The 17,450-nt window shown below is 39.4% G+C and carries 19 protein-coding genes and 1 tRNA gene; 3 read left to right on the top strand and 17 right to left on the bottom strand.

What is annotated here, in order from left to right; genetic code table 11:
• Positions 1-58: 58 nt before the first annotated feature.
• From HMPREF1481_RS10980 to HMPREF1481_RS07365, 6 genes are all read right to left on the bottom strand, one after another.
• Positions 59-190, bottom strand: a complete 132-nt coding sequence (locus tag HMPREF1481_RS10980) for a hypothetical protein (protein WP_269479225.1) — start codon at positions 188-190, stop codon at positions 59-61.
• Positions 191-413: 223 nt separating this feature from the next.
• Positions 414-1,340, bottom strand: a complete 927-nt coding sequence (locus tag HMPREF1481_RS07345) for an ATP-binding cassette domain-containing protein (protein ID WP_016466844.1) — start codon at positions 1,338-1,340, stop codon at positions 414-416.
• Between the two features lie 10 nt (positions 1,341-1,350).
• Positions 1,351-2,418 carry an ABC transporter ATP-binding protein gene (locus tag HMPREF1481_RS07350; RefSeq protein WP_016466845.1) on the bottom strand — a complete coding sequence of 356 codons (1,068 nt, stop codon included), beginning with the start codon at positions 2,416-2,418 and terminating at the stop codon, positions 1,351-1,353.
• Between the two features lie 8 nt (positions 2,419-2,426).
• Entirely contained in the window at positions 2,427-3,353 is a 927-nt protein-coding gene (oppC, locus tag HMPREF1481_RS07355; protein ID WP_016466846.1) for an oligopeptide ABC transporter permease OppC, read from the bottom strand.
• Positions 3,353-4,849, bottom strand: coding sequence for an ABC transporter permease (locus HMPREF1481_RS07360; RefSeq protein ID WP_016466847.1), 1,497 nt, complete (start codon positions 4,847-4,849; stop codon positions 3,353-3,355). Before HMPREF1481_RS07360 ends, oppC begins: the two co-directional genes overlap by 1 nt.
• 65 nt (positions 4,850-4,914) lie before the next feature.
• Entirely contained in the window at positions 4,915-6,909 is a 1,995-nt protein-coding gene (locus tag HMPREF1481_RS07365; RefSeq protein ID WP_016466848.1) for a peptide ABC transporter substrate-binding protein, read from the bottom strand.
• A 178-nt stretch (positions 6,910-7,087) separates the two neighbouring features.
• On the opposite strand from HMPREF1481_RS07365, the gene HMPREF1481_RS07370 reads away from it, so the two are divergent.
• Positions 7,088-7,158: transfer RNA gene (locus HMPREF1481_RS07370), tRNA-Cys, on the top strand.
• 86 nt (positions 7,159-7,244) lie between these two features.
• Here the strand turns inward: HMPREF1481_RS07370 and HMPREF1481_RS07375 are convergent.
• The 11 genes from HMPREF1481_RS07375 to HMPREF1481_RS07425 form a co-directional block, all read right to left on the bottom strand.
• The gene (locus HMPREF1481_RS07375) at positions 7,245-8,576 is read right to left on the bottom strand and encodes a hemolysin family protein (protein ID WP_016466849.1); all 1,332 of its coding nucleotides are present in this window, start codon (positions 8,574-8,576) and stop codon (positions 7,245-7,247) included.
• A gap of 118 nt (positions 8,577-8,694) precedes the next feature.
• A complete protein-coding gene (locus HMPREF1481_RS07380; protein ID WP_016466850.1) occupies positions 8,695-9,522 on the bottom strand; it encodes a DNA/RNA non-specific endonuclease in 828 nt (275 codons plus the stop codon).
• A 45-nt stretch (positions 9,523-9,567) separates the two neighbouring features.
• Positions 9,568-9,762 carry a DNA-directed RNA polymerase subunit beta gene (locus HMPREF1481_RS07385; RefSeq protein ID WP_016466851.1) on the bottom strand — a complete coding sequence of 65 codons (195 nt, stop codon included), beginning with the start codon at positions 9,760-9,762 and terminating at the stop codon, positions 9,568-9,570.
• Positions 9,749-11,035 carry a UDP-N-acetylglucosamine 1-carboxyvinyltransferase gene (murA, locus tag HMPREF1481_RS07390; protein ID WP_016466852.1) on the bottom strand — a complete coding sequence of 429 codons (1,287 nt, stop codon included), beginning with the start codon at positions 11,033-11,035 and terminating at the stop codon, positions 9,749-9,751. Before murA ends, HMPREF1481_RS07385 begins: the two co-directional genes overlap by 14 nt.
• A gap of 24 nt (positions 11,036-11,059) precedes the next feature.
• Positions 11,060-11,290, bottom strand: a complete 231-nt coding sequence (locus HMPREF1481_RS07395; RefSeq protein ID WP_033587493.1) for a DUF1146 family protein — start codon at positions 11,288-11,290, stop codon at positions 11,060-11,062.
• A 57-nt stretch (positions 11,291-11,347) separates the two neighbouring features.
• A complete protein-coding gene (locus HMPREF1481_RS07400; RefSeq protein ID WP_016466854.1) occupies positions 11,348-12,385 on the bottom strand; it encodes a SepM family pheromone-processing serine protease in 1,038 nt (345 codons plus the stop codon).
• A complete protein-coding gene (gene coaD, locus HMPREF1481_RS07405) occupies positions 12,369-12,857 on the bottom strand; it encodes a pantetheine-phosphate adenylyltransferase (RefSeq protein ID WP_016466855.1) in 489 nt (162 codons plus the stop codon). Before coaD ends, HMPREF1481_RS07400 begins: the two co-directional genes overlap by 17 nt.
• Complete coding sequence (gene rsmD / locus HMPREF1481_RS07410) at positions 12,847-13,386, bottom strand: 16S rRNA (guanine(966)-N(2))-methyltransferase RsmD (protein ID WP_025173295.1); 540 nt, start codon at positions 13,384-13,386, stop codon at positions 12,847-12,849. Before rsmD ends, coaD begins: the two co-directional genes overlap by 11 nt.
• Positions 13,387-13,445: 59 nt before the next feature.
• Positions 13,446-14,438 (bottom strand): aspartate--ammonia ligase, encoded by a 993-nt coding sequence (gene asnA, locus HMPREF1481_RS07415; protein ID WP_016466857.1) that lies wholly within the window; start codon positions 14,436-14,438, stop codon positions 13,446-13,448.
• 97 nt (positions 14,439-14,535) lie between these two features.
• Complete coding sequence (locus HMPREF1481_RS07420) at positions 14,536-15,219, bottom strand: Bax inhibitor-1/YccA family protein (RefSeq protein WP_016466858.1); 684 nt, start codon at positions 15,217-15,219, stop codon at positions 14,536-14,538.
• Positions 15,220-15,272: 53 nt separating this feature from the next.
• Positions 15,273-16,013: a TrmH family RNA methyltransferase gene (locus HMPREF1481_RS07425; RefSeq protein ID WP_016466859.1), complete on the bottom strand. Its 741-nt coding sequence runs from the start codon at positions 16,011-16,013 to the stop codon at positions 15,273-15,275.
• A gap of 33 nt (positions 16,014-16,046) precedes the next feature.
• Between HMPREF1481_RS07425 and HMPREF1481_RS07430 the strand changes: the two genes are divergently transcribed.
• The gene (locus HMPREF1481_RS07430; RefSeq protein ID WP_001174501.1) at positions 16,047-16,325 is read left to right on the top strand and encodes an acylphosphatase; all 279 of its coding nucleotides are present in this window, start codon (positions 16,047-16,049) and stop codon (positions 16,323-16,325) included.
• Between the two features lie 77 nt (positions 16,326-16,402).
• The gene (gene yidC / locus HMPREF1481_RS07435; protein WP_016466860.1) at positions 16,403-17,329 is read left to right on the top strand and encodes a membrane protein insertase YidC; all 927 of its coding nucleotides are present in this window, start codon (positions 16,403-16,405) and stop codon (positions 17,327-17,329) included.
• The last annotated feature ends 121 nt before the right edge of the window (positions 17,330-17,450 follow it).

Raw genomic sequence — 17,450 nt, forward strand, 5'->3', positions numbered from 1 at the left:
TCTACAATAGCGATTAGTGGTTTCACCAGGATATAAAATAAAATATCCCAAATAAACTTCATTTTTTATCTTCCTTTCTAGGAAGTCCCACAATCCAAGGTAAAGAAGATAACATTTTATAGGCCGTAAGAAACTTAGCAAGCTCTATCGCTTTTGGCTCAGACTCCTTCTTTTCAGTCAATACTTCCATCCCTTTTACCCAGAGGCATGTTCCAATTACTCTAGCCATGTTGGTAAAAAATTTGGTTGTTGATCCATGCGATTCTCCCCTAGTTCATCTCGTTTCTAACAAATCAGATCTTACTGAATTCAGTATATCAAATTTTTGTAGATAATCAAGCTTTTATCTACAAAATAAAAAAGTTTCATAACCTTTCTAGAATTCTTCTAGCAAGACTATAAAACCTTATTTATTATTTCATTTCTTTTTTATAACGTTCCAATTCTGCTTGGTTAGCCCAAACAAAATGACCTGGACGAATTTCTACCATAGAAGGTTTATCAGTTTCATAGTCATGTTGATCTGGATCATAGACTTTCAAAACTTTTTTACGTTCCAAGATTGGGTCTGGAATAGGAACAGCTGATAAAAGTGCTTGTGTATATGGATGGACTGGATTGTTAAACAACTCTTCCGTCTCAGCTACTTCAACAATGACACCCTTATAGATTACCGCAATACGATCAGAGATAAAACGAACTACTGACAAATCATGGGCGATAAAGAGATAAGTCAAGCCTAATTCTTTTTGGAATTTCTTGAGCAAGTTCAAAACTTGGGCACGTACAGAAACGTCCAAGGCTGAAATTGGCTCATCCGCGATAACGAAGTCAGGTTGCATAACCAAGGCACGTGCAATCCCGATACGTTGACGTTGTCCACCTGAAAACTCGTGTGGGTAACGTGTCAAATGTTCAGCCAAAAGCCCTACTTCACGAATGATATTTTGAACTTTTTCTTTTCTTTCTTCTTCATCTTTAAACAAATGGTGGTTGTAAAGACCTTCAGAGATGATATAGTCTACTGTCGCACGTTCATTCAAACTTGCGGCTGGGTCTTGGAAAATCATTTGAATGCGACGGATTAATTCCGCTGCTTGTTCACGTGATTTTTTACCATTGATTTTTTGACCATCAAAGATAATATCTCCCTTGCTGGTGTCGTTAAGACCGATAATAGCACGACCAATTGTTGTCTTACCACTACCAGATTCTCCAACGAGTGAGAAAGTTTCTCCTTTGTTGATAAAGAAGTTTGCATTCTTAACGGCTACAAACTTTTTGCTTCCTTCACCGAAGGAAATTTCTAAGTCTTTAATTTCTACTAATTTTTCAGACATTTCCTTCCTCCTAGTCCTCAAGATGAGCAAAGCCCATCTTTTCACGAATTTTATCGTGTAAGTCTTCAATCACTGCTGGTTTTGAAACTTTTGGAGCCTGTTCATGAAGCAACCATGTTTTCGCCCAATGAGTATCTGATACTACAAACTGTGGAGCTTTTTCTTCGAAATCAATCTTCATCGCATAATCTGAACGAAGAGCAAAAGCATCTCCCTTCAATTCTGTATAAAGTGATGGAGGTGTTCCAGGGATTGAGTACAATTCACCCTTTTCGTCAGCCAACTGTGGCAAACTTGACAAGAGACTCCATGTGTATGGGTGACGTGGGTCGTAGAAAATTTCCTCAACTGTACCATACTCGACGATTTCACCAGCATACATAACTGCAACTTTATCAGCAATACTTGCTACGACACCAAGGTCGTGGGTAATAAAGATTGTTGTAAAGTGGTATTCCTGTTGAAGTGATTTCAATAAGTCAATAATCTGAGCTTGGATGGTCACATCAAGGGCTGTTGTTGGCTCATCACAGATAAGAACATCTGGACGACATGCAAGCGCAATTGCAATAACAATACGTTGACGCATCCCACCAGAATACTGGAATGGATACTCATCAAAACGTCTCTTAGCATCAGGGATACCAACCTTATTCATATAGTCGATAGCCAACTCTTTTGCTTCTTGGGCTGTTTTCCCTTGGTGTTTCACAATAACTTCAGTGATTTGACTTCCGATTGTCTTGATTGGGTCAAGACTGGTCATCGGATCTTGGAAGATTGTTGCAATCTTAGCACCACGAATTTGTTCCCAATCTTTATTAGATGTAAGCTCTGTCAATTCTTGTCCACGGTATTGAATGCTACCGCGTGCAATACGACCATTTTCTTCTAACATCCCTGTGAAGGTTTTTGTTAAAACTGATTTACCTGAACCTGACTCACCAACTAATGCGAGAACTTCTCCCTCAATCAAATCGATGGAGACACCTCGAATAGCTGTCAAAATTTTGTCACGAACGTCAAATTCCACGACAATATCTTGAGCAGTCAAAATTACATTTTTTTCTTTTGTCATGTCTACTCCTATCTATGTGTACGTGGATCACTAGCATCCGCTAGGTTTTGACCAACTACGAAAAGTGACAAGGATACCAAAACCAAAGTTGTCAATGGAATCCAGAAGAGGTAAGCATTTGTTGTTACGTTCTGAGAATAGTCCGAAATCAAACGTCCCAAACTTGGTACTGTGATTGGCAAACCAAGTCCAAAGAATGATAGGAAGGCTTCATATGAGATAAATGCAGGAAGCATTTGTGACATTGTCGTAACAATAACAGATACCAATTGAGGCATGATGTTTTTAATGACGATTTTGTAAGTTGGTGTTCCCAATGTACGTGAAGCAAGGTTATACTCCAAATCACGGTAACGCATGATTTGGATACGAATCATATAAGCGATACCAATCCAAGTGGTTACACTCATGGCAAAGATCAAGTTCCAGAAACCTGCACCGATAGAGTAAGTCAAAACAATAACGATTAAAAGTGATGGGATGTTATTGATAACGTTATAAACTTCCATCATGATACGGTCAACAGATTTTGAAATACCCCAGATACCACCAACAATAACACCAATAACAAGGTTGATAAAAGTCGCGATTACTGAAATCAAGATAGAGTTACGTGCTCCAAACCATACACCGTCAAAAAGAGACTTACCATTACTATCTGTACCAAACCAATGTTCAGCATTTGGCTTAATGTAACGAGCACTAAAATCATTTACTTTACTTACATCATTGAAGTCAAAATCTGAGAACATTGGGTAGATGAAACTCATCAATACGATGGAAATCAAAATACCGAGCATGATGATTGTTGATTTTTTCTTCAAAAACTGTCTAAAAACAGATCCCCAGTATGAGTAGGCAGGAGCATCAATTGCTTCAGAGGCAAAATCATCTCGTTTTACAAATTGAAATTTATCATTACTAATTGTAGACATTATTTGCCTCCTTTCTCTGTCAACTTAATACGAGGGTCAATAATAGTCATCCAAATATCTCCGATTAAGTAAGAGAAAATTGAGACACTTGTAAAGATGAATACTAGACCGACAACCATGTTGTTATTTGACGCTTTTACAGAGTCAATCAACATTTTACCCATACCTGGAAAGGCGAAGACTGTTTCAGTAAGAGTCGCTCCACCGATAACACCAATAATTGAACCTGGGATACCAGAAACAAGTGGCACCATGGCATTTTTAAAGATGTGTTTGTTAGAAATTTCTTTTTCAGAAAGACCTTTAGCTCGAGCAAAACGAACGAAGTCTTGTGATTGCAAGTCAATCATGTAACGACGGATCCAAATAGCTAGACCTGGTGCTCCAAGCAAACCAAGGATAACTGCAGGTAAAACATATGAACGCCAGTCTCCAGCACCCAAGATAGGGAATGAATCTGGGAATCCAATTGAAGAACCAATCAAACGAATGATATATACAAGGGCAATCGTTGGAAGTGCAAGCAAGAATGTCAAAGCTCCTGTTGAGAAACTATCAATCCATGTGTTCTTGTAACGAGCCATTGCAGAACCAAGTGGGATTGCAATCGCGTATGAAATAGCAAGACCAATCAAACCTGTGATAGCAGAACTTGCAATCATTGATGGATACTGATAGTTACTTTCAGTAGCTGTATATGGATCATCCTTACCATAGTTGGCTATTTCACGGGCATCAGCCTGACTTGGTGATTTATAAGTTCTTGTATAGATGTTGACTGATGAAGTTTTCTTACCTGTTGGGAATTGAACTTCTGAAGTCTTGGTTTGTCCTTGTCCTTGTGTAATAACTTGAAGTACAGGAGTATTGGCATAAGTTGGGTAAGAATCTCCTAGGTTCAAGTTCACAAAGTTTTGGTGAACAAATGGGAACTGACTGTTGAAGTACAAGAGGTATTTATGTTTAGTCCCTGAACCTACTAAAGACCATCCAATAGCTGGATCGTTTTCAAAACGCAAATAACGCTCTAAGTTAGGATTTTCTGGGTCTTGAATCTTGTTTGTATGGTCAATATCAAGCAAGTTTGCATAGAATTTGAACACACGCTCGAAAATAGGGATTTCACGAGTAGCATAGAATTGGCCGCTCTCTGTAAACTCACCCAAAGTCCAACCGTTTCCAATTTGTTGGATGTATTTTTCGTAGATAGCTTTATTTGTATCGTTTGCATCAACGGTTACAGAAGGGTCAATGCTACTAGCTTTTTCCTGCAACTCTTTCGTATCGTAATACTCGATATAACCCATACGCTCATAAACGGTATTTTCATAATTATCGCGTTTATCAGCTGTGGTTGCAATTTTATTGTAGTTAGTATCTTGTTTGAAGATCAACTTCCGTGGAACCAACGTATAGATGATTGTGTAAATCAAGGTCGTTACTAAAAAGATAGAAACTAACGACCGCAAGATACGCATAAAAACATATTTTTTCATATTATTTCCTTTAAAATCCCAAAAGAACCTTCTCCTTTTGGAGAGAAAGTTCTAATGAGCATTATTTATTTCACGTGACTTGCTAAATCTTTTTGAGCTTTTTCATTTGATTCAGCTTTTTCTTTAAGCCATTTTTCACGAGCTTGTTGGTATTCTTCTTTTGTAATAGGTTTTTCACCAACCTCAGTGTATTTCAAGTAACCTGAGTTTTCTCCTTTAAGACCCGCAGTTGAGTAAGCAGAAGTAAATGGAATAACTTTAGATACAAATGAAACAGCGGTTTCTTTTGGACCTGCCATAACAGGAATTGTCAAACCGTTATCAGTTAACCAAGCTTGAGCAAGGGCATATTTTTCGTAACGTTTTTGAACGTCTTGATTTTCTTTGTTTGCATCGTCAAGTAATTTTTCATAGTCAGACAAACCAAGTTTTTGGATAACTGATGCATCAGTATCCTTATCAATACCCATGAGCAAGCGAGTGTTTCCGCCTTTAATCGTGAACTGGTCTAAGAATGTTGATGGATCCTGATAATCTGGATTCCATCCAGTCAAGGTATGAATATCCCAGTCTTGTTCTTTCGCTGTTGGAGCACTGAATGAAAGTGGTAATGCTTCTGCTTGAGTCATTTGTTGAAGATCGATAACAACATTGTCAGATCCAAGTACGTTTTCAATAGACTGTTTAAGCGATTGAACACGATTCACAACAGCTGTAGATTCTTGGATGGTTAGAGCATCCAAATGGATTGGGAATTCTACTCCTTCAGCTTTCAAGCTTTCTTTTGCTTTTGCAAAGGCAGCTTTAGCTTTTTCTTCGTTGTAGAGACCGTTTTGTGAATCAGCAAGCGATACGTTTGACCATGTGCTTGAGTTTGTCTTCGCAAGACTTTCTTCTACAAGTTTACCAAACTGTTTGTCTCCAACTTGAAGGTCATATGGTGAGAAAGTATTACGGATTGCAACCGCAGCTCCCTCTGTACCATTTGTCTGAGCTGAGTAAGAATTACGGTCTACCGCAAAGTTAAGGGCTTGACGGAATTCTTTGTTTAGCAAAGCTTTTCTTGTAGATTCTTTTTGGCTATCTGTTGTTTTTGAGGTATGGTTATAAGTTGTACGACCATAGTTCACACTTACAGTAGCAATAGCTGATCCTGGTTCGTTAAAGAAGATATTGTCTTTGAACTCAGAAGCATATTTTTCATATGTTGAGCTAGTAGGATAGATACGAGCTTTACTGTATTGGCCTTCTGAGAATCCTTTAGCAATGATATCTGGGTCTTTTCCATCAAAGTAAGTAAATTTGATGTTTTGAATTTTAACAGCATCTTTATCCCAATAAGCGTCATTCTTAGCCATTTCAATCGAAGACTTAGCAGTGATTGATTTCAAAACAAATGGTCCATTGTACAAAATAGATGATGGATCTGTAGGCGCACCAAAGCTTTCCCCTTGAGATTTAAGGAAATCTTCGTTGATTGGCATCATCACGCCGTTTGTTGTTTTGTCATTCCAGAACGTTTCTGGCTGGTTCAATGTATATTCAAGAGTGTTATCATCAACAGCTTTTACACCAACAGTTGAGAAGTCGTTTGTTTCACCGTTAATGTAAGCATCGAGTCCTTTAATTGAAGAACTAATAACTGACAAACCTTTTGATTTGCCTTCTACCGCGTGTTTCAAACCTGTCACAAAGTCTTGGGCTTTAACTGGAGCGTATTCTTCTCCTTCAGCAGTAACCCACTTAGCATCCTTACGGATTTTATAAGTGTAAGTCAAACCGTCTTGTGAAACTGTCCATGATTCAGCAATCGATGGCACAAGGTTTCCATATTTATCGTTAGCAAGCAAACCATCTACTGCATTTGTCGTTACAAAAGAAGTAGAATCAACATTGTTAACAACATAATCCAATGTTTCAGGGTCAACTGAATAAACGTATTTATAATCTGATGCTAATTTTGCATTGCTTGAACCTGCATTTGAATTTGAACATGCAGCAAGCACTCCTACTGCAAGCAAGGATACTCCTGCTACCGCAAGAATCCGACTTTTTTTCATTTTTTAAACTCCTCGTTTTAAATAGTGGATATTGAAGATTATACCACAGTTTTTTCAAAAAGTAAACGAATTTTCAGAATATTTTGTCGCATGTTTTTTTAAACATTTGAATCTTATGTTTTCAGAAAAGAAAACTATTGACGAGAAACAATTTTCAAGGTATAATAATAAAAGTTAAGGCGGTATAGCCAAGTGGTAAGGCACGGCTCTGCAAAAGCTTGATCGTCGGTTCAAATCCGTCTACCGCCTCTATATTAACAAAGACTCCGAGCGGAGTCTTTTCTTTTTAACAATTAAAAAAGCTTTATCAGCAATCAGCTGATAAAGCCTTTATTTTATTCAGTTTCTTCTTCTACTTCCAGTTCTTGGATTTGAACCTTAACTTTGGTTACACGACCATTTTTTACTTTGTCATTGGTTAGAGTGATATGCTTATTGCTACTTTCTAACTCATAACTAAGTTTCTCTGAAGTCGGAATAGTTCCCACACCTGTCAAATAATAACCAGCAATGGTATCTACATCGTCACTTTCAAGTTCGACATCAAAATAATCATTGAAATCGTTCAAATTCATTGTCCCTTGGACAATATAAGTGTTCTCAGCAATGGTATGAACATAAACTTCAGCTCTGTCAGTCTCATCATCAATTTCACCGACAATCTCTTCGAGCAAGTCCTCAAGAGTAACCAAACCTGCCATTCCTCCATATTCATCGAGAAGAATAGCCATTTGTCTTTGTGAATTTCTCAATTCTTTTAATAAATCATCCACAAAAATAGTTTCTGGTACAAATAGAGGTTCCTGTAATATCTTTCTCAATACAATATTATCAAAACCATCGGTAAACCCAGCTTTTAGCAGACTCTTGGTGTGAATCAAACCAATCACGTTATCCTTGTCATTGTCATAAACAGGAATTCGAGAAAAGTTTTGTTTTAAGATGCTTTCGATAATCGTCTGAGTGTCATCTTGAATATCTACCATGAAAGCATCAGTTCGAGGAACCATGACTTCACGTGCCATAAGCTCGTCCAGCGAGAAAATTCCTTGCAACATTTCGATTTCATCTGCATCCAAGGTTTCTTCACTATTGGTAAGCATATACTCAATCTCATCACGAGTCATTTTTTCATCTGCATCGTCAAATGTCATTGGCGTCAAACGACTCAAGAGATTGGTTGATGCTGACAACATCCAAACAAATGGACTCACAATCTTACCAAGAGCGATAATAAATGGCACTGTTCGGATAGCCAAGGCATCTTTAAGATTAAGAGCGATTCGTTTGGGATAGAGTTCACCAAAAACGATAGAGATATAGGTCAAGAAAGCAAGTGACAGGAAACTTGCGATTGCGTGCGCAGTTTCGCTATTTCCCATCCATGAGGCTATCAATTCTCCGAGAGAGTCTGCTAGTTTAGCCCCTGACAAGATCGTAATTAAGGTAATACCAACCTGAATAGTTGATAAAAAGTGATTTGGGTTTTCAAGTACCTTTAGCAAACGGATATAGCGTTTATCTCCTTCTTCTGCCTTTTGTTCAACACGTGAACGGCTAAGAGAAACCATAGCCATCTCTGTCGCAGAGAAAAAAGCATTTAAAAAGGTCAAAACAACTAATAATACAAACTGCAGTAACAAATCCTGACTGCTCGGGTCTTCCATTTTCCTTCTCCTAAAAAGTATAATTGAGACTATTATACCATATTTTTCAATTTCTACACATTAATTTTCGATTTCTATAGTAAATCCCCTATCAAAACGATAAGGGATTTACTATTTATTAGTCTTTTGTAACCGTAACTTCTCCTGTTCGGTAATCTAACCGAATTCCCTTTTGAACATTAGGAATTACAACGTTAAACTCTAATTCACCATCAGAAGATTTGGCTTCTATCTGAGAAGCAGATGGTACTAGGTCCTCTTCTGTCGCATACAGTAGCGTAACGCGGTAACGCACTCGTTTATTCTTATCTAGCGCTTTTCGAACTAAACCTTCATAGTAGTTTTGTCCAGTCGAATCTTCAGCTCGTGCTTGGTTGGCCCAGGCTGTTTGTACAGCAATATTTTTTGGATTGCTAGTAGATGCATCAAAACCATCCAAACCACCAATCAAGGCATAGCCTAATAAATGCCCTCTATCTACTGCGTGATTGTAGGTTCCTTTTAGGTTCTTAACTTGATGCCATCCTGCTGGTGTCCAAGAAGTTGAACCATTCCCCGTCTCTTCACGGTCTTTGTACTGTCGAGTTGCCTTTGACATGAGCGCATTGGCTACGGTAGGAACGGTCTCACCACCTACAGTTTTTGTTTTATTATCTGCATAGGGTTTACTTGAAACCTTTGCATCTAGATTTGTTTTGTTCCCATTGACTACAAAGGCTCCGGCTCCATTCCACTCGATTGTGCCCTTGATTTGTTTTTTGACCGAGTCAGTCAGTACACTCTCTGCCAATTCTTGACCAGGAGTGTCGGATGACTGCGATTTTTGTGTCACTTGTGTTTGTGGTGTATTATTGGAAGCCTGCATTTTTTTAATGTAGTAACTTCCTGCCGTCAATAGTAGAAAAATCAGGAGACCTATGAGGGCCTGTCTGGTTTTTTTATTCATGTTTCCTCCTTACTTTTATCCCTAGAAAAAGGCCGGTTCCCCAGCCTATTTTCCTGTAAATTTTGCAATCAGTTCATGCCATTTATCGGGTGTCAAAATCGCCCATGGATCTTGACCTTTTCCTACGATGCCATAGCCAATCATCAAGCCGATACCAAGTGCTAAGGCTCCTAGAAGTAAAACAATAATGACTAATAGAAATCGACGTAGCACATACCCTACTTGTTTATTCATCTTCATCAGCTTCCACACTTACCCGTTCAATATTAGCTCCTAACTGAGCCAATTTTTCATGGAAACGATAATATCCTCTATCCAAATGGACAAGTTTTCCAACAACTGTTTCACCTTCGGCTACAAGACCTGTTAAGATCAAGGCAGCACTCGCACGTAAGTCTGTAGACAAGACTTCTGCTCCTTGGAGGCGTTGGCCACCGACGATACGAGCTGTATCACGGATAATTTCAGAGTGCAAGCCCATACGACGCATTTCCTCTAAATGTTGGAAACGATTCTCAAATACAGTTTCCACCATGGTTGACTCACCTTGGGCAACTGTCATCAGAGCTGTGAATTGCGCCTGCATATCTGTTGGAAATCCTGGATGCGGAAGTGTCTTAACATGAACAGCCTTTAACTTATCACGCTGAGAACGGATACGAATACCTTCATCTTCGTCAATGACTTCCACACCCATTTCTTGCAATTTAGCAATCAAAGGACGGTTGTGTTCCCAGATAGCATCTTTAATCAAGACATCTCCACCTGTCATGGCAGCTGCCACCATAAAGGTCCCTGCTTCAATACGGTCCTGAACAACATTGTGTGTCGCACCATGGAGTTTCTCAACACCAGTGATTGTCACAGTTTCTGTTCCTGCACCCTTGACTTTTGCTCCCATTTTATTCAAGAGAACAGCCAAGTCTACAATTTCAGGTTCACGCGCAGCATTTTCGATAACAGTTACGCCATCAGCTAGCGTTGCAGCCATCATCAAGTTCTGTGTAGCACCTACACTTGGGAAATCCATGTAGATGTGAGCGCCTTGTAGACGTTCTGCCTTGGCTTCGATATAACCAGCTGTTTGGGTAATTTTAGCCCCCATCGCTTCCAAGCCCTTAAGGTGAAGATCAATTGGACGACTACCAATCGTACAGCCACCTGGCATGGAAACTTTAGCATGACCAACTCTAGCTAGGATTGGACCTAAGACTACAATAGACGCACGCATCTTGCTAACATACTTATAAGGCGCTTCTTCTGTGATCTCATCTGTCGCATCAACTTCAACAATATGTGCTTCTTGATCAAAATCCACTTTCGCATTTAATCCACGAACCACTTGATTCATGGTAAAGACATCTGATAAGATTGGAACATTTTTTAGAACTGTTTTTCCTTCACTTGCTAAAATAGTCGCTGCAAGTAATGGTAAAACTGCATTTTTCGCACCTTCAATCGTAACACTTCCAACTAGGCGATCATCTCCACCTTGAACTACAATTTTTTCCATGGATATTTTCCTTTACTTTCAAGTTTAAAATAATGTTCGTACTGCTTCTTGCCATAGTTGATAGAGATTTAGGAAAAAAGAACTAATCAGATACCCTAAACCAATACTACACAATACTACCAAAAGTCGTACCTTCCTCGCATTGTCCTTGGTCACCTTCAAGATTTGATCCCATTTAACCAAATCTTTCAAGAGCTGAAACACTAGGTAGACAAAAAACATATGACTACTGAGGGTAAAAAACAATTGAATCATCTGCCTATTATACCATCTTCTCTTTTTCTACGCTAGTCTCTAAACTCACGCTTTAATTTATGGATTGTTTTTCAAATAATCAATCGCATCTTGAAGCGTTTTGACTGGAACAATCTTCATGTCAGTTTTAATCATCTGAGCCGCTTCTACAGCTGTGTCATAATTACTCTTGGCATTTGGATTTGCCTTTTTAGCTTCATCAGAAACGGGATTATTCGGTGCGAAGAATACAGTAGCTCCCTTTTTAGATGCGGCAACAACTTTTTTGTCAATTCCACCAATATCACCAACATTCCCATCTCTATCGATACTTCCTGTACCGGCAATAACTCGTCCATTTCGAAGAGTTGGATCCGCAATTTGTGTATAAATCGACAAGCTAAACATCAGCCCAGCACTAGGACCACCAATGCCTGCAGTTGAAAACTTGATTGGCACATCACTTGATACTTCTGTTCGGTCAATCAAACCGATTCCGATACCATTTTTCCCATTCTCAAGAGTAATGATTTTCCCTTCAGCCGTTTTAACTTTCCCATCCTCTTGGTAAGTAACCTTAACTTTATCACCAAGAGTTTGAGAGTTGACGTAGTCGACCATCTCCTTGGAGCTTTCAAAAGTTTTATCATTGACAGCCGTCACGGTGTCAGCGATATTGAGAATTCCCTTGAAAGTCGAGTTATCCGTCACAGTCAAAACATAAACGCCGAGATATTTGAGTTCTATCTCCTTGCCAGCAGTTTTCAGGCCTTGATATTTAGCCATATTTTGCGACGTTTCCATGTAAAACTGGTTGATTCGCATATATTCAGCATCTGATGAACCACCTGTCATTTCTTTGGCGCTTCGAATATCTGTAAAAGGTGTCAGCCAGGCATAAACCAAATCGACCAGTCTAGCGTGCTTAACTCCAACCGTTACAAATTGGTAGGAACCTTCCTCTTGATCAGGTTGATTATTGACTTGTAAGACTTTTCGAATATCTTCTGAAGTCCCTGGAACCTCAATGTAATAAGGTAGGGGCACTGTAAAAGCTATAAATGTGATAATAAGCCCAATAATTAGATATATGGGCCATCTAGTTTTTTTCTTCATGATTTAACTCCTCTAAGACAGTAGCTGGTACATACTCACTGATATCTTGGCCAAATTTCAACAATTCCCTCACAGCTGAAGAACTGATATAGATATGCTCTGGGCGACTATGAAGATAGATTGTCTCCATTTCTCCTGCTAATTGATGATTGTAAAAATCAAAACTGGCTTCGTACTGAAGATCCGCAGCATTACGCAAACCACGAACAAGAACATGGACACCCAGTTTTCTAGCAACATCAACGACTAATTCATCATGAGAAGCAATGACTTGGACATTTTTTAGGTGTCCCACCGCTTTTTCAACCGTCTCTAGCCGACTTTCTATTGGTAAAAATCCATTTTTGTGTGGATTATAAAAAATTCCTACATACAATTTATCAAAGAGCTTACTTGCACGTTCAATAAGGTCCAAATGACCAATGGTAATTGGATCAAACGAACCTGTAAATAGCCCAATTTTATCTGACATAAACCGTCACCTTACTAATCCCATATATTTTTTCCTTCCAGATGCCTAAACAGGCGATTTCTTCTGGAAGCTCTACTGATTTATCGGTCTCGCAGACCACCATGACATCTTCTGAGAAAAGATTTCTCTCCGCCATTTTTTCAATGTCGGATACGATTTGCTCCTTTGCATAGGGAGGGTCCAAAAAGATGAGATCAAAGACACCATCCACCTGCTCCAACGCACGACTGGACTCCATTTTCAATAATTGAAACTTTGAGGTTTCCTTGGTCATCCGGATATTTTCTGCCACAATATTCTGGGCCTGGCGATCCTTCTCAACCAGAACGGCACTCGACATTCCTCTCGAAACTGCCTCTATGGATAGACCACCGCTACCAGCATAAAGATCTAGTACACGTCCTCCTTCAAAGTAGGGACCAATCATATTGAAAATAGCTCCTCGGACCTTGTCCGATGTCGGCCTCGTTGTTTTCCCGTCTAACGTCTTTAAAGGACGTCCTCCGTAGATTCCTGATACGATTTTCATAAGGTCTATTATACCAAATTCTGATGAAATTAGAAAATCGAACCTCTCGGTTCGATTGTTTAAAGAATATTGTCGTAAGTATCTCTAACTTCTTGTGGCCAAACACTGGTTTGGACTTCACCGATGTGCTTCTTACGAAGTAAGAACATAGCCATACGTGATTGCCCGATTCCTCCACCAATTGTCAATGGGAAGAGGCCATTTAAGAGAGCTTTGTGCCATTCCAAAGAAAGGCGGTCTTCATCTCCTGTAATAGCTACTTGGCGACGGAGAGTGTCTTCATCGACACGAATTCCCATTGAAGATAATTCAAAGGCTGCGCCCAAGTTATCATTCCAAACAAGAATGTCTCCATTCAAGCCATGATAGCCATTTTCAGACTCAGTTGTCCAGTCATCATAGTCTGGTGCACGGCCATCATGAGGTTTTCCATCCGACAATACACCACCGATACCAATCAAGAAGACAGCACCATACTCCTTACAGATAGCATTTTCACGTTCTTTCGGTGTCAAATCTGGATAGCGCTCAACCAACTCTTCTGTATGGATAAAGGTAATTTGTTTGGGCAAAATTGACTCAATATCGTAACGTGCTTCAACTGCTAACTCAGTCAAACGAATAGCCTTATAAATTTTTTCAACTGTTTCTTTAAGATAAGCTAAATTGCGTTGTCCATTGGGAATAACCTTTTCCCAGTCCCACTGGTCAACATAAACCGAGTGAGTCGCATCCAGTGAATCTTCGTCTGGGCGAAGAGCCTTCATGTGAACGAAGAGACCTTCTCCTTCGCCAAAACCAAAACGAGCCAAAGTATGGCGTTTCCATTTAGCAAGCGAATGTACCACCTCATAGGTTTCATCTGGGATTTGCAGAACCTTAACAGATACCGGATGTTCAATCCCTGAAAGGTTATCCTGCATCCCATCTCCAACCTTACTCAAGATTGGACCTTGTACTTCTACTACTTCTAACTTATCTTTTAAATACTGGGTAAAGGTATTTTTTACAAATGAAATCTCTTCCTGCTGGTGAATAAAACTTTTTTTCATATGTATCCCTCCTTTTGAATAATAAAAAGATTATACCCTTTTGCTAGTAAAAATGAAAGTAAAAATTAAAAAAGAGCTCATTTGAGCTCTAAAAGTATTAATCGTCACTTCCAAAGATACGCAAGAAGCTAAGGAAGAGGTTGATAAAGTCAAGGTAGAGGCTAAGTGCTAAAGAAATTGCCCAGCCAGTAGCAACCTGACCGTCTGACTCTTCGTAAACATAACGAATTTTTTGATTATCCCAAGCAATCAAACCTGCAAAAACAAGTACCATAACAATACTAATAATGTAGTCCATTAGGCCACTATTTAGGAAGATATTAACAACCATGGCCAGTATCAGACCAAATAAGGCTGCAATCAAAGCACGTCCGATACCACTCAAATCCTTTTTGATGACGACTCCGACGATCGCCATGACAAAGAAAAGGGCTGCACTGGAGATAAAGGCTGTTAGGACTGTACCAGGAAGGTAAAGCGATACGATGAAACTCAGCGAAAAACCGTTGACCGCAGAATATAATAGGAATATTGGAAATGCCGCTGGACTATTCTTTAATGCTAAACCACTTGCGAATATGACAAGAGCAACTTCAACTACTCCTGTCACGATTAGCCATATACGAGCATTAAGCATTAACTGTACGAGAAGGTCTTGGAAGGTTGTTAACATTAAGGCTGAGACAATTGCAGATAAGGCAATTCCAATTCCTACGAAAGCATAGACTTTTGCATAAAATTGATTCAAACCTGAACGTTCTTGAATAATTGTTTGATTCATATCTTTTTCTCCTTATGAAATCTTTTTATTGATTATAACAAAAATAAAATTATTTAACTCAAATAAAACATGAGTATGCCTGCGGCGATGGCAACATTGAGACTCTCTGCTCGTCCTTTCATGCTGATATGAACCAGTTGGTCTGCCTGATCTGTCATGAATGGACTAATGCCCTGCCCTTCATTTCCCATAACCAAGGCAAAATCCTCTAACCGATCCAGTTCACGATAATCTTTAGAATTTTGAGACAAGGTGGTGGCTAGAATGGGCAAGTGATTCTTTTTCGCCTCTTCAACAAATGTATCAACAGGCATCCGATAAATCGGCAAATGAAAATGACTCCCCTGCATGGAGCGAAGAGTTTTAAGACTGTAGATATCAGCTGATTTACTTGAAACAATGACTCCTGAAAAACCTGCTGCATCTGCCGTCCGAATCATAGTCCCCACATTTCCGGGGTCCTGCACATCTTCTAAGAAAAGATATTTACCTGAGGTCAAATCCGGCAACAGCTCCTCTTCCTTTTGAACAATAGCTACAATGCCCTGAGGTGTTTGTGAATCAGCCAAATCAAGCAAGATTTCTTCCGTCACAAAGACTGTCTGAGGATAGTCAGCTAATTTTCCCCCATGTTCTGCCAAGGCAAAAATTTTCTCAATCGTTACTCCTGCCTGAACAGCTTCCTCAAATAAATGCCAGCCCTCAATTAAATAAGAAGATTTTCGATATTTTTTTTGATGCAATTTCTTGGCATTTTTTACCACAGAATTCGCTTTAGAGGTTATAATAGTCATAGGAGTATTATAACACAATCAAGGAGGTTTGGTATGCAAAAGGTCAAAATGATTGCACAGGGACGCGTCCAAGGTGTTGGCTTCCGCTGGGGTGTTTATACCCTTGCTCTCGAACTAGGCGGAATCACCGGTCGGGTCTGGAACAACGATGACGGAACCGTTGAAATTCTTGCCCAGGCAGAGTCTTCTGCCATTATGGCTAAGTTCATCCAAGAAATCCGAAAAGGACCAACTCCCTTCTCAAAAGTAACCTATCTTGACGTTCAATTGAGTAACTTTCCATCCTATTCTGACTTCAAAGTCGCAAATTAGGTCTCTAGAACTATTGTATATTTTCAAAAAAAACAGTAGAATAGAAAGGTATAATTTTTAAAGAAGGAATAAAAACAGTGAAATCAATTAAACGAATCGGCCTCTCAATCATGGGAGTGGCTATGCTATTAGCATTGACAGGTTGTGTCCAGGTTGATAAAGCAACAGGTCAGCCAACCGGATTTATCTGGAATACCATCGGAGCGCCTATGGCAGAGGCTATCAAATACTTTGCCAATGACCAAGGTCTCGGTTTCGGTGTTGGTATCATCATCGTAACTATTATCGTCCGCTTGATTATCCTCCCACTTGGTATCTACCAATCATGGAAGGCTACCCTTCACTCTGAGAAGATGAACGCCCTCAAGCATGTCCTTGAGCCACATCAGACTCGTCTGAAAGAAGCAACGACTCAAGAAGAAAAACTAGAAGCCCAACAAGCTCTCTTTGCTGCTCAAAAAGAGCATGGCATTAGTATGTTTGGTGGTGTAGGATGTTTCCCTATCCTCATTCAAATGCCTTTCTTCTCTGCTATCTATTTTGCTGCTCAACACACAGAAGGTGTTTCTGAAGCTAGCTTCTTAGGTATTGCACTGGGTTCTCCAAGTTGGATTCTCATTGCCTGCGCAGGTGTTCTATACTACATCCAATCACTCCTTTCTCTACACGGAGTTGAAGACGAGACTCAAAGAGAACAACTCAAGAAAATGATTTACATGAGTCCGTTGATGATTGTCATGTTCTCAATCTTCTCCCCAGCCAGTGTCACACTTTACTGGGTTGTCGGTGGTTTCATGATGATCCTTCAACAATTCATCGTCAACTACATCATTCGTCCAAAACTTCGTAAAAAAGTACGCGAAGAATTTGCAAAGAACCCACCAAAAGCAAGCAAAACTTCAGGCGCTCGCAAGGATGTGACTCCTGAATCAGCAGCAGTAATCTCAACTTCTAACAAGAAGAAAAACAAAAAACGCAATGCTGGTAAACAACATTCGAGATAAAGCTACGTGTATTATCAAATAATTAAAAAACGAATGAAGATAAATGGTTTTCATTAACTGCTTATCTTCACTCGTTTTTATTATCTACTTTCACATCTTAATTTATTTAAATCCTATGGCA

Origin of the sequence: Streptococcus sp. HPH0090, from assembly GCF_000411475.1 — a bacterium.
Lineage (GTDB): Bacteria > Bacillota > Bacilli > Lactobacillales > Streptococcaceae > Streptococcus.